The organism is Acinetobacter sp., from assembly GCF_045628685.1.
In the GTDB taxonomy this organism is placed as follows: domain Bacteria; phylum Pseudomonadota; class Gammaproteobacteria; order Pseudomonadales; family Moraxellaceae; genus Acinetobacter.
Genome location: NZ_JAZQPV010000090.1, coordinates 1 through 11,253 on the forward strand (window position 1 = coordinate 1; position 11,253 = coordinate 11,253).

An 11,253-nucleotide genomic window follows, 5' to 3' on the forward strand; every position below is an offset into this window, starting at 1 on the left:
GTGATGAAGCCCGCGCAGCAAAGAAAATTCTCCGTAAGTGGGTTACGACCTAAGATGGCGTGTATAAGGGTTGAGCTTGGTGATACAATGTGCTTTTAAGGAGTGATCCCATGAACTTCACTAAGCCGACCCTCGTCACCATCACAGCTCCCACTTGCTCAGGTAAAAGCTACTTGATTGAACGGTTAGCCGTTCAAGGCTTCAACCGCATCGTAGGTTTCACAACGCGCGATCCTCGCCCTGGTGAAATCGATGGGTACGACTACTACTTCCTCACGCTCGAAGAAGTAGAGCGCCTCGAGCGCGAGGACCTACTAGCTGAGACCGTCACCTTCCGCGGAAATCGCTACGGTGTTACTCATGCTGAGATGGAAAAGAGGGTTAACGGCAACATGCCGCCAGTCATCATCCTCGAGCCACAAGGCCTTGCGTCATATGAGAAGTATTGCAAGACCAAGGGCTGGGACATCTTCAAAATATTTGTATCGACAACCGAACAAACTCGAATTAAGCGACTGAACGAGCGCACCGCGGCTGATGTCCTTGAAGCTGCAACATCGGGCAACATCTTCAATAAGCTTTCACTCGCAAGAATCATGAGCACCCACAGTGACCGTCTCTTGTCCATTACGGGTGATGAGCGCCTCTGGATTACTGTCAACACCTGGGATGCGGTAGTTCCTGGTGATGACATTGGCAAAGCGCTGTCCTTTATTGAAGAGGGCATAAAATGGCGCAATTCACTGAAAGCTACTCTATAAAATCTGGTGGTTGCTTCAGATCTAACTTAAAAATACCCGGTCCTTCCGGGTATTTTTTTGCCTATCGATTTGTATGTACTTTGTGGAGGTTGCGTGCTATAATGGCCACGTAAACCTTATTTGCTAACTAATGCTGTATCCGTGCACTGAGTGGGAGTATGTTGTTATGACATTTAAGATTGGTGGAAAAGACTTTTATGACTATGTCATTTATCGTTTGAAAAAAGACAAGCTTGGATTTTATCCATGTCAAAAATTTGAAGCCAAAACTGACACGAAAACTTTTATCAGTGCACCAATTCCAAAATGTGCGCTGGATTTTTTAATTTTTGCTCATGAGTTGGGGCACTGCAAAAGCAAGCAGATTCCTGTTAATTCCATTGATTCCATTGATTATTTTCCATCGTACTCTTATATCTCAGAGAAAACATTACTGAATGAATATAACGCATGGGTTTGGGCATTAAAATACATTAGAAGATTAAATCTAAAAATTAATCTGGAAAAAGTATCTAATCTTATTCAAGAAACTTTTGGTAGTTACACAAGAAATTCAAATGTGAATCTTGCAAATACGTTTATTATTTCGCTTAATGAGAAATTTAATCTCTCGCTTAAACTTGAAAATGATAATGCTGACATTTATTATATTAGAGAAAAATTGTCGCTCAATTTTGACCCTTATATAAACGATCCAATCATAAAAAACGAAAACGAAAAAGAAAAACCTATTGTTGTAGATTCAAAAAGAAAATCATGGATGGACATAGTTGATACACAAAATAAACGTTATCGTAAACACGCTGGAAAATGGTACTAACATTATTAGCCATGAAACTACGAGAAAGAAAAAATGAGAAAGAAAAAGCGCCAGCGGTATGCAGCCCCAGTTTATAATGCCTTTACCGTGTGGCTGAACTGGCATCAAGCTGCAGTGAAAAAGAAATCTGACGAACTTCAAAAGGAACACCAATGACTCCATCGTACCGCTTCTACTCATTCGTTGCTGGGCTGTATCTATCTCCACTCCAGCGCGGTCTGCAAACGGCTCATGCTGTAAGCGAGATGCACGCTGACCTGATTGCATCAGACATGTTTCCCTTAGACAACACACCTAGCATTGAGCGGAAAGCTTTTGATAATTGGGCGCAAAACGACAAAGTGATCGTGATCTTGGACGCGCTCAACTCGGCTGGCGTGATTGCCGCCTATGACAAGGCATGTTTCTTCGCAGAAACATTGAAGTTGCCAACTTCTATTTTTTATGAGGACGAGCAGAGCTTGAATGAAGCAGCAACGGCTGCAGCTATTGTAGTGCCTGATTATTTCTACGAAGCCTATCACGTTATCGATACGCCATCGTACAACGGTTTCTGGAAGTCCCTGTTCAGCAAACCTGAGAATCCCAAAATAATGTTCCGTTATGAACGTCGGAATGATGTAGGCGAGGTTATTGAAACCATTGATTATGAACGCAGTTCACGCGAGTATGATTTCATTTCATTTCTGAAGTCCTTTAAATTGGCGCAATCATGATTATTCCATACGTCTTGGCCATGGTTATTGTGGTCACTGGTGGGCCAGAGAGGCCCACCACCATTGTTCACGAATACAATTCTAAAGAAGCGTGTGAGGCCGCCAAAGACACGAATCGGGCGGCCTTGTCGGGTGGCAAGGTAGTGCTTGCCACCTGCACACGCAAGTAATCAAATCCATGGCATCTTCTTATAAATATTAAGTCACGGATGTGTGATGCTGGGAGATGTCATGGTTGAAAAGGACAAACGTATTTCACTAGGTAGAGCTATTGTGCTAACAGCGCTTGTTTGCTTCGTCACCTTTGGGCTGTTTGCTATCTCGTATTGGGCCTTTCATGCCAATCCTCAGGAGTTTATAATTCCTGAGCAGGCCCCCATCACAGCTTTGAAACCACGTGAGATTCCATCGCTGGAATCTCATCCGCGATTGGCTTCTTATGAAGCTAAGCAAGCTGCTGCACAAGAACGAAGTGCTGTGCGATCTGCTGAACGGCGTGCACGTGTGGTGCAGCAGCTTCAAATCAACTAACCCAAGGAGATACACACTATGGACATTGATCCAGAAACTGGCAACTTTATTATCAATAAGCCAGACCCGTCTACAGGCAACACGCCTGTGGTTTCCACTGACAACAAGAAAACCGCACGTAAGATTGTAATTGCTGTTGTCATTCTTTTTCTCGCGCTGGCCGCGTATTTCTTCCTTGATAAACAGAGCGATGGCACAGTGGTTCACAGCCCTAAATTTGTCGCTGGCCAAGTGATGGGGAAATCGACGGATGTTTTGAAGGAGGTGCCACAGGCAGCAAAGGACGCCACCACTGACGGTGACCAAGACACTACTCGTCCAAATAAGGACGATTCCAAAGATAAACTGGACCAAAAATAAGGAGAAATATTTATGCGTGCATATATTCTAGCTGGTGCAATGACGCTTGCAACCTTGACGGGTTGCGCATCTGATCACGATAATCGCATTCTAACTGGAGCTGCAGTTGGCGGCGTTCTAGGAAATGTGATTGGCGGCGGTTCTACTGGAGCAACTGCTGCAGGCGCAGTTGTTGGCGGTGTGATTGGCGCCAATTCAGACCGTGATCATTATGATCGACGGTCCGATCGTCGACACGATCGTCGTCGTTAATCAGAAGACGAAGTAGAAGAAAAAGCCCGCTTGCGCGGGCTTTTTCTGCATTCAGGGCTACCGCATGTACTTGGCAAAATGCGCATTATACAATAGCCCATACACACTCACTGAGGTTCACCATGAAATTGACCAGCAAGAACCATCCAAACAATCAACCGAAAGTACCAGTTTCAATCGACGATATTGAGTTACCAAAAGGTTTGTATCTTCGAGTCAAAGCGTACTGCAGGCGATGCGGGGATTCGTATACATATGATGGCGACATCGCCGAATTTGACTATGGCATGTCGTACTGCGGCAGAAATTGGCGTTGCTGTCCGTAATTTATCTGGACTTTACCATGATACGAAAGCTGTCCGTAATTTGAAAAACCATACTGGTGCAGCACTTAATTAGGATTATCTGCCCTTGTGCCATCAGTTAATTCGACAAAATAAGGTGTACAATCACTTGAGAACAGGTTATAATAAATTCATTACCGAAAGACACACTATATGACTACAAAAACTGTTGCTCAAACGTATCAAGTTCTTGATGAAATATCTCACGTCAGGTTGAGGACTGGGATGTACGCAGGTTCAACTTCATTAAATGAATCGACCGAGTACCTGTACGACCTTGAGTCGAAGAAGATGGTGCTGTATCAGATTAATGTGATTCCAGCCTTCATTAAGATCGTCTCCGAGATTCTCGATAATGCCATCGATGAAAGCCGCCGCGCGCCAGATGTCCTTGACTCCATTCGTGTGGAGATCAACGAGGCAGATGGTTCGATCTCGGTAACTGACAACGGTCGTGGCATCCCGGTTGAAGTCCACCCTCAAACGGGCAAGTACATCGCCGAGACCGTCTTCTCGAACCTTCGTGCTGGCTCAAACTTCAACGACGATGAAGACCAGCAGCTCATCGGTACCAATGGTGTCGGTTCAACCCTGACAAACGTCCTCTCGACTTCGTTCAAGATCGAGTCGGCCGATGGCAAGAAGCTATTCCGTCAGGAGTTCACCAACGGCATGCGCGAACGCAGCGAGCCGAAGGTACGTGATCATGACAAGCATTACACGAAGATCACGTTCACACCTGACTATGCCTTCTTCAAGCTCGATGGCATGGATGAGGACCACAAGCTGAAGATCATCAAGAAGGTTGTCGATGCAGCTGCGACCAACACGAAGGTGAAGTTCTACGTAAACGGCGAACGCATCCTCATTCGTGACTTCAGCGACTACATCGCGTTATATGCGGACGAGTACGTGTACGACGAGAACAAGGACTTCAAGGTCGGTGTGTCGAAGTCCGAAGGCTTCGAGCAGATTTCATTCGTAAACTCTGTCGAGACCTACCAAGGCGGCACTCACGTCACGTACTGCATCAACCAGATCGTCGATGCGCTCCGCGAACGCATCAAGAAGAAGCACAAGGTCGAGGTGTCGCCATCCGACATCCGCAACCACGTTCGCATCTACATCAGCGCGAACGTCAACCGTCCACGGTTCTCCTCGCAGACGAAGGAGAACATGCTCTCTCCCCCAAGTGAGTGGAAGACCTCGTGGCAGGTGCCCGACAAGTTCATCCGCAAGCTCATGGACTCCGAGATCATCGTGTCGGTCCTGGACTGGGTGAAAGCGAAGGAACAAGCGGACCTCATGAAGGACCTTCGCAAGGCCAACAAGGAAGTTGGCAAGGCAGACCCTCGCAAGGTCGACAAGTTCTCGGATGCAATGGAACGTCATGATCGTCAGAAGTGCATCTTGTTCCTGGCCGAGGGTGACAGCGCATCGAAGTCGATTCAAGGCGGTCGTGGTAAGAACCCATACATCGCTTCGTTCCCGATGAAGGGCAAGCCACTGAATGTGCGTGAAAAGGAAATCAGCCGCGTCCTCGGCCTGGACAAGAAGAAAGAGAAGGAAGCCGCAGGCAAGAAGGTCGAGCCAAACGAAATCCAAAAGATTCTTACGATCATCGGCCTACAGATCGGTGTTCCAGTCACCGACCTCTCTCAGCTTCGCTTCGGCAAGCTCGCCGTCGCAAGTGACGCGGACGTTGATGGCTTCCACATCTGCGGTCTGATCATGAACCTCATCGACCACTTCTGGCCAGAGCTGTTCAAGATGGGCTTCATCCACATCCTTCGTACTCCAGTGATTGTCGTCACTCTCAAGGACAAGAGCGAAATCGAGTTCTTCACCGAGCGTGACTTCAAGGACTGGGAAGCTGGCGACGGAGTGAAGCTGAAAGGCTGGTCGAAGAACTACTACAAAGGTCTGTCGAAGTGGAAGACGCCGCAGTTCGCGAAGTTCCTCGACAACCCGGACCAGTACCTCTTCAAGGTCACGATGGAAGACGAAGACGACAAGGACGCCATCGACCTCGCCTTCAACGGTCAACGTGCAGACGACCGCAAGGAGTGGCTCGAAACTCCAGCTGATGACTTCGAGCAGTTCATCGTCCGCGCATAATGGAATCATGCAAGCGCTGCTCAGCGTATGCTCAACTGGTAAAGTCGCTGGAATCTCAGCTTCTTTACTGGAAGGCGGAGCTCGAGACGCAGCGTGCCGTTGAGAAGGTGAACCACGAGGCAATCGCAACTCTTGCTTCTGAGCGGGCTGCAAATGCCCAACTAACTAACGAACTTCAAAGAAGTGAGGATAAAATGGAAGACCTAATCAAAGCGCTTCAAATTTTTCTGAAGTACGGAAACCCTCGGAACCCTACCCACTGCGAGCATGATGTTCTATACGTCGCGCAAGGGGTTCACCCCGAGGATATGGACAAAGCTGACGTGGACGCAGTCGAGGCATTAAGCTTCTGCTGGGACCTCGAGACAGAAGCTTGGCAGTCGTTCCGCTTCGGGAGCGCATGATGAAAATCGCCGGCCGCTTTGGCGTCTATGATGTCAAGTGGAGGGTAGATGGATTTACTTTCGCCAAGGTTGTGGTGTATGCAACCGTGCGGAAGAGCTTCCTCGGACTTAGCTACATGAAGCAAGAAGAAGTTTGGGTAACGAATGGCCGACGTGGTGCTTCTTCATATCGAGTCTGGACCTTTGAAAAGGCGCTTCCAGATTTTATTCGTAAAGTGTCCATTGACGCGGTCGACGAGTACGAAACGTACAAGGAAGCGTGGGACAAGGAACTCGAGTGCGATGTTACAGTGAAGTTCACGCCTGAGCCAAGCAGCGCGATGAGAATCCCATGACGTTCGCCGTTCTCTTTTTCGCCTTGCTCTTCGCGCACGCACTCGCTGACTACCCGTTGCAAGGGTCATTCCTTTCAGAAGCAAAGAACCGCAACACGCCGATAGGCAAGCAGTTCTGGATGCACGCTCTGCCAGCTCATGCGATCATCCATGGCGGGTTCGTCATGTTTCTGACGAGCTCACTGTGGCTTGGGCTGGCCGATGCGATCATCCACGGTGTCACCGACTGGCTTAAGTGCGAGGGTAAGATATCCCTACACACTGACCAAGCAATTCACCTGGCGTGCAAGCTGGCATGGGCAATAATTGTCACGACCTGACAAAGGCAGGAGTAGTAGGTGAAAACGCGTTATAATAATTCCATCGCTACTCCACCTAAAGGAAAACCATGTCGAACGAAAACGAGATGTACGCAACTAAGCTGCTGAAGCAAATGAACAAATCGGTTGTGGCAAACCGTTTGACCACTGATGCTGAACCCAACATCTTCACCGACGAGCGAAAGAAGCAGTGCGCAGAACGCCGCGGCTTCGGCAAAGCTAAGAACCGGAAGAAGGACAAATAAGGAGAGGGGCTGAGGCCCCTTCATCATGATAGCCTCTAAAGTTTGGCTAACCTGAGACCATCACAAAAATCGCTGATGCTGAACGTTGCAAAGATGCATTGGGCGCAATCTTTGCCACCCAAAATGGTGTACATTTGACGTCTCTTGGTGTATAATGAATCTATGAAAAAGCCAACCATCCAACTATCAACACATAGCGCAAACACGAAGCAGTCAATTCGTGCAAAGCACTTCTTTAACTCGGCATTCAAGACGTTCTCGCTAGCTGACAACGTTCGTTCGATTCCAGCAATCGACGGCCTGAAACCATCGCAACGCAAGGCGTTGCACGGTACCCTCGATCGCGGTGAAAACGCCGCCTTCCTTCAGGTAGAACGACTAGCTTCGCTCATCGCGGCAATCACCGACTACCACCACGGCGCAGGATCGATGGAAAGCACCATCGCGAAGATGGGCGCAGTGAAGTACCCAGGCTCGAACAACATGAACCTCTTCGTTCCTGAAGGTCAGTTCGGTTCGCGCCTCACGAAGGAAGCTGGCGCTGGTCGTTATATCGAGACCAAGTTGAGCACATACTTCCGACAGCTCTTCAAGAAGGAAGACGACCCTATCCTCGAGCACAACATGCTCGATAAGGAGCGCCTCGAACCGAAGCTGTATCTCCCAATTCTTCCACTGGTGCTGATCAACGGCGCCTCTGGCACCGGCACGGGTCATGGTTGCGAGATCAAGTCCTACCACCCGAATGAAATTCGCGATGCAGTCATGAACGTCCTCGCCGGCAAGAAGCTGACGCATGGTGCCCTCGTTCCATGGTTCCGTGGTTATCACGGTAAGGTCACTCGCAACCCTGAGACTGGCCAGGTCATTATGACCGGCACGTTGAAGGTCATCAACAGCACGAAGATCGTCATCACCGAGCTCCCAGTTGGTGTGTTCCTCGACGACTACAAGGACCACCTCAACAAACTCGAGGACAGCGGTTTCATTCGTGACTCCGTCGACTCCTCCACCGAGGAAGGCTTTGAGTTCACGATTACGGTGCCAAGGACCACAACCGAGCTAAGCGAGGCTGAGCTGTACCAGAAGTTCAAGCTTATCGCACGTGACACCGAGAACTTCACGATCTGGAACAAAGAAGGCGTACTCCAGCGCTTCGCATCTGCTGAGGCGATCATCGAAGAGTTTGTCAGCTGGAGGCTGGGCTTCTACGAGATTCGTCGCCAAAAGCTGATCAGTGACACGAACGAAACCATCCGCTACCAAAGCGAGTTGGTCCGCTTCATTCGCTTCTATCTCGCGAACGTGAAGGTCTTCCGTGATACCTCGAAGAAGGAACTCATCGAGGTCCTACTCAATAACGGTTTCACAGATTACGATCGACTCCTGTCGATGCCGATCTGGAACCTGACACATGATCGCATAAAAGAATTAGAAGATAAACTTGAAGCATTAAAAGTTTATCTTACTAAGCTAGAAGCTGATACAGCTGATGCAATGTATAAACGGGAACTCAAGCAGTTTGATTACGTTGAAAGTATATGATCGCGTTAATCCTGCTAACTGGTGCAGTTATGCTCTTCATGTCGATGGACAGTGCAGATTACGGTGCTCACTGGGAAGCAGGGTTATACGTGGTTTTATGCGCCGCAGGCGCAGTTTTCCTGTGGAGCATCAAGTGAAAACCCTTAAGTACCTCATCAGCATTTCTTGGATGCCCTTAGCTTTGCTAGGATGGACAACTACTGGGCTTTCAATCTTTCTCTACGTGCTATGGGGCTTTGTGGGTATTTCCGCTTTTCTTAGTATATGCTATATCATCCATGCTTTTGTCTTTCCTCCATCAATTGAGCGTCTTGAGATATGGCGCAAGGCGGCGCACGCGCAACCGTTTAAACGACACCGGCTCTTCGGCCTGATCTTCATGGCCCTCATGGTATTAGGCCTCTTCCGTTACGTAAATAACATTATGGGCACGTTGTATCTTTTATCTGTCATCATGCTTCAGGCAGGACGTGCCAAGCTAATTGGACGTTTATGAGGAACGAGCATGATTGGATACAGGAATCGCGACAACCCTGTCGAAACTGATGAATTACTGCCAGAAGAAATTGAAATTCAGAAGCGAATTGAAGCAGCCACTTTTGAAGTGCACGAACTAAGAAACAAGCTACACACCCTTGAACTAAGGCGTGGCTTGATGCAAGTAAAATGCCCCCATACAGTTTTCATTGACAAGTACAATGATCCACATGACCATCGTGTTTGCGTGATCTGCGGAAAATCTATCGGGGTAATTTAAGCTAGAGGCTCCACAATGGAGCCTCTTTAGCATGAGAGAGAATAAATGTATCAGAAGAACTACCATGCCATTCTAGGTGTTGCTAATAATGCCGCAGCCGATGATGTTGTTAAAGCATATCGCAGGCTCGCGATGCAACATCACCCTGACCGTGGTGGTGATCAAGAGATGTTCAAGAACATGAAGGCCGCGTATGAAACCATTGAGGCAAATGGTTTCCGTCCATTCACTCCACCGCGTACTTCCCCTCCACGGCAGAGCACTAGCTGGACAAAGCCTGAAACACCAGGTGGAACTTGGCGGGACCGCAGCGACATTGGCTCTATTTTCGAGGACCTCAAGGCGGCGAACAGGGGAGCTGCGCCTGGCCGGCGTGACTACTCCCAGGCGCAACCGGACGGAGAGCTCGTGGTGAATGTTACCTTGCGTGAAGCATTCTCTGGTTTCAACATGAACATTCAACGCCAGCGTTCAGGCGGTGTGTTTGACCTCGTTCCGCTTTCAATTCCTCCAGGTCTACCTGACGGACACCGTCGTAAATACACCCTTAGCGACGGGTCAACACAGGCAGTTATGGTAAGAATTTCTACAGGCGAGTATCACCTACGCGGGTTCATTGGGACAGATAACCTCTTCAACACGGGCCTAAGCGTTGGCGACATGGAACTGGAGATGGAGGTTGACGCACTCGACCTTATCACTGGTTCGTGGGTCAAAGTGAAGGACTTCCTCGGTGAGGAGATGAGCGTGCGCATCCCAGCAGGCTTCAATCCGATTCAGAGGCTTAAGGTTGCAAATAAGGGTTACGCTGGCTGGTCAGAAGAATACGCAAGACCAACGACTACACGCCGTGATCTTTATATTAAGCTTCGCCCTGTTTTCAAAAAGCCTGCTGACATTGAACGTCAAAAAATATTGAACCTGTACAATGCAGTTGGAGGATGGGAAAATGACAACGCTTAAGCTAGTTGAGCCACATTATTATGGTCTGCTCAAGGTTATCTCCGGCGGCCAGACAGGCGCCGACCGCGGCGGCATTGACGCAGCATTTGAATTAGGAGTTCCAACTGGGGGTCACGCCCCACAAGGTTGGCGCACCTCGCGTGGAGCGGCGCCAGAGCTTGCACGTATCGGACTAGTACAGGACATATCGGCAGCGTACCCACCGCGCACCCGGTTAAACGTTAAAAATTCGGATGCAACTGTTATTGTCGGTACGCGAATGCAGTCACCGGGAAGCGTCCTCACGCATAGCTTATGTCTAAAGCTGAAGAAGCCCTGCAAGCAGATCGCATTTACCGAGAATTATACAAACGAGGAAATTCTCGCGGCAGCAAAGGAGCTCGCTGCGTGGATTCGCAAGAAGCGCGTAATGGTTCTCAATGTGGCGGGCAACCGTGACTCGTACGCCTCATACCTCCATCACCACATGACGTTCAAGTTGATTCAAGCTACCTTGCTCGACCTTTACGCCAGCGGTCAGCTCATGGTGCCTGAGTTACAATAAGCTTTTGTACACCTTAGGACTTCCATGAAAATCGTAACACCAAAGTCATTCATCGTAGGCGACACGCAGATCAACAATGAGGGCTTCCAAGCGATGCTCGCCGAGATCGGTGTTCCAGAGTGGACGACTGATGCAGAGTCAGGCAGCGAGCTCCTCATCGAGGCAGCTGGTAAGATGTGCTACATGTCGTTCGACACGAAGCTGAACGAGAACCTGACCCGAACAGGAACTCGCAACA

General features: G+C 48.9%; 17 protein-coding genes. All 17 read left to right on the forward strand.

What is annotated here, in order from left to right:
- Positions 1–110 precede the first annotated feature (110 nt).
- Complete coding sequence (locus tag ACKI4H_RS11655) at positions 111–761, forward strand: hypothetical protein (protein WP_407305881.1); 651 nt, start codon at positions 111–113, stop codon at positions 759–761.
- Between the two features lie 166 nt (positions 762–927).
- On the forward strand, positions 928–1,581 hold the full coding sequence (locus tag ACKI4H_RS11660; RefSeq protein ID WP_407305883.1) for a hypothetical protein: 654 nt from the start codon (positions 928–930) through the stop codon (positions 1,579–1,581).
- A 152-nt stretch (positions 1,582–1,733) separates the two neighbouring features.
- A complete protein-coding gene (locus ACKI4H_RS11665) occupies positions 1,734–2,297 on the forward strand; it encodes a hypothetical protein (RefSeq protein ID WP_407305885.1) in 564 nt (187 codons plus the stop codon).
- A 231-nt stretch (positions 2,298–2,528) separates the two neighbouring features.
- Positions 2,529–2,828, forward strand: coding sequence for a hypothetical protein (locus ACKI4H_RS11670; RefSeq protein ID WP_407305887.1), 300 nt, complete (start codon positions 2,529–2,531; stop codon positions 2,826–2,828).
- Positions 2,829–2,846: 18 nt separating this feature from the next.
- The gene (locus ACKI4H_RS11675) at positions 2,847–3,188 is read left to right on the forward strand and encodes a hypothetical protein (protein WP_407305889.1); all 342 of its coding nucleotides are present in this window, start codon (positions 2,847–2,849) and stop codon (positions 3,186–3,188) included.
- 12 nt (positions 3,189–3,200) lie between these two features.
- Positions 3,201–3,440, forward strand: coding sequence for a glycine zipper 2TM domain-containing protein (locus ACKI4H_RS11680; RefSeq protein ID WP_407305891.1), 240 nt, complete (start codon positions 3,201–3,203; stop codon positions 3,438–3,440).
- A 255-nt stretch (positions 3,441–3,695) separates the two neighbouring features.
- Entirely contained in the window at positions 3,696–3,839 is a 144-nt protein-coding gene (locus tag ACKI4H_RS11685) for a hypothetical protein (RefSeq protein WP_407305893.1), read from the forward strand.
- A gap of 170 nt (positions 3,840–4,009) precedes the next feature.
- On the forward strand, positions 4,010–5,902 hold the full coding sequence (locus tag ACKI4H_RS11690; protein ID WP_407305895.1) for an ATP-binding protein: 1,893 nt from the start codon (positions 4,010–4,012) through the stop codon (positions 5,900–5,902).
- A 400-nt stretch (positions 5,903–6,302) separates the two neighbouring features.
- A complete protein-coding gene (locus ACKI4H_RS11695) occupies positions 6,303–6,641 on the forward strand; it encodes a hypothetical protein (protein ID WP_407305897.1) in 339 nt (112 codons plus the stop codon).
- The gene (locus ACKI4H_RS11700) at positions 6,638–6,961 is read left to right on the forward strand and encodes a DUF3307 domain-containing protein (RefSeq protein WP_407305899.1); all 324 of its coding nucleotides are present in this window, start codon (positions 6,638–6,640) and stop codon (positions 6,959–6,961) included. The genes ACKI4H_RS11695 and ACKI4H_RS11700 overlap by 4 nt, the downstream gene beginning before the upstream one ends.
- A 68-nt stretch (positions 6,962–7,029) precedes the next feature.
- Complete coding sequence (locus tag ACKI4H_RS11705; RefSeq protein WP_407305901.1) at positions 7,030–7,206, forward strand: hypothetical protein; 177 nt, start codon at positions 7,030–7,032, stop codon at positions 7,204–7,206.
- 162 nt (positions 7,207–7,368) lie between these two features.
- The gene (locus ACKI4H_RS11710) at positions 7,369–8,751 is read left to right on the forward strand and encodes a DNA gyrase subunit A (RefSeq protein WP_407305903.1); all 1,383 of its coding nucleotides are present in this window, start codon (positions 7,369–7,371) and stop codon (positions 8,749–8,751) included.
- Positions 8,752–8,884: 133 nt separating this feature from the next.
- Positions 8,885–9,247, forward strand: a complete 363-nt coding sequence (locus tag ACKI4H_RS11715; RefSeq protein WP_407305905.1) for a hypothetical protein — start codon at positions 8,885–8,887, stop codon at positions 9,245–9,247.
- A 9-nt stretch (positions 9,248–9,256) separates the two neighbouring features.
- Positions 9,257–9,508: a hypothetical protein gene (locus ACKI4H_RS11720; RefSeq protein ID WP_407305907.1), complete on the forward strand. Its 252-nt coding sequence runs from the start codon at positions 9,257–9,259 to the stop codon at positions 9,506–9,508.
- A gap of 45 nt (positions 9,509–9,553) precedes the next feature.
- Positions 9,554–10,471, forward strand: a complete 918-nt coding sequence (locus ACKI4H_RS11725; protein WP_407305909.1) for a DnaJ domain-containing protein — start codon at positions 9,554–9,556, stop codon at positions 10,469–10,471.
- Entirely contained in the window at positions 10,458–11,015 is a 558-nt protein-coding gene (locus tag ACKI4H_RS11730; RefSeq protein ID WP_407305911.1) for a YpsA SLOG family protein, read from the forward strand. Before ACKI4H_RS11725 ends, ACKI4H_RS11730 begins: the two co-directional genes overlap by 14 nt.
- A gap of 24 nt (positions 11,016–11,039) precedes the next feature.
- Positions 11,040–11,253, forward strand: a 214-nt coding sequence (locus ACKI4H_RS11735) for a hypothetical protein (protein ID WP_407305913.1), incomplete at its 3' end; no start/stop codon positions are given.

Excerpts from the sequence above, each read along its gene's own strand:
- ACKI4H_RS11655 (WP_407305881.1), top strand. The coding sequence starts at position 111 with ATGAACTTCACTAAGCCGACCCTCGTCACCATCACAGCTCCCACTTGC.
- ACKI4H_RS11660 (WP_407305883.1), top strand. The coding sequence starts at position 928 with ATGACATTTAAGATTGGTGGAAAAGACTTTTATGACTATGTCATTTAT.
- ACKI4H_RS11665 (WP_407305885.1), top strand. The coding sequence starts at position 1,734 with ATGACTCCATCGTACCGCTTCTACTCATTCGTTGCTGGGCTGTATCTA.
- ACKI4H_RS11670 (WP_407305887.1), top strand. The coding sequence starts at position 2,529 with ATGGTTGAAAAGGACAAACGTATTTCACTAGGTAGAGCTATTGTGCTA.
- ACKI4H_RS11675 (WP_407305889.1), top strand. The coding sequence starts at position 2,847 with ATGGACATTGATCCAGAAACTGGCAACTTTATTATCAATAAGCCAGAC.
- ACKI4H_RS11680 (WP_407305891.1), top strand. The coding sequence starts at position 3,201 with ATGCGTGCATATATTCTAGCTGGTGCAATGACGCTTGCAACCTTGACG.
- ACKI4H_RS11685 (WP_407305893.1), top strand. The coding sequence starts at position 3,696 with ATGATGGCGACATCGCCGAATTTGACTATGGCATGTCGTACTGCGGCA.
- ACKI4H_RS11690 (WP_407305895.1), top strand. The coding sequence starts at position 4,010 with ATGTACGCAGGTTCAACTTCATTAAATGAATCGACCGAGTACCTGTAC.
- ACKI4H_RS11695 (WP_407305897.1), top strand. The coding sequence starts at position 6,303 with ATGATGAAAATCGCCGGCCGCTTTGGCGTCTATGATGTCAAGTGGAGG.
- ACKI4H_RS11700 (WP_407305899.1), top strand. The coding sequence starts at position 6,638 with ATGACGTTCGCCGTTCTCTTTTTCGCCTTGCTCTTCGCGCACGCACTC.
- ACKI4H_RS11705 (WP_407305901.1), top strand. The coding sequence starts at position 7,030 with ATGTCGAACGAAAACGAGATGTACGCAACTAAGCTGCTGAAGCAAATG.
- ACKI4H_RS11710 (WP_407305903.1), top strand. The coding sequence starts at position 7,369 with ATGAAAAAGCCAACCATCCAACTATCAACACATAGCGCAAACACGAAG.
- ACKI4H_RS11720 (WP_407305907.1), top strand. The coding sequence starts at position 9,257 with ATGATTGGATACAGGAATCGCGACAACCCTGTCGAAACTGATGAATTA.
- ACKI4H_RS11725 (WP_407305909.1), top strand. The coding sequence starts at position 9,554 with ATGTATCAGAAGAACTACCATGCCATTCTAGGTGTTGCTAATAATGCC.
- ACKI4H_RS11730 (WP_407305911.1), top strand. The coding sequence starts at position 10,458 with ATGACAACGCTTAAGCTAGTTGAGCCACATTATTATGGTCTGCTCAAG.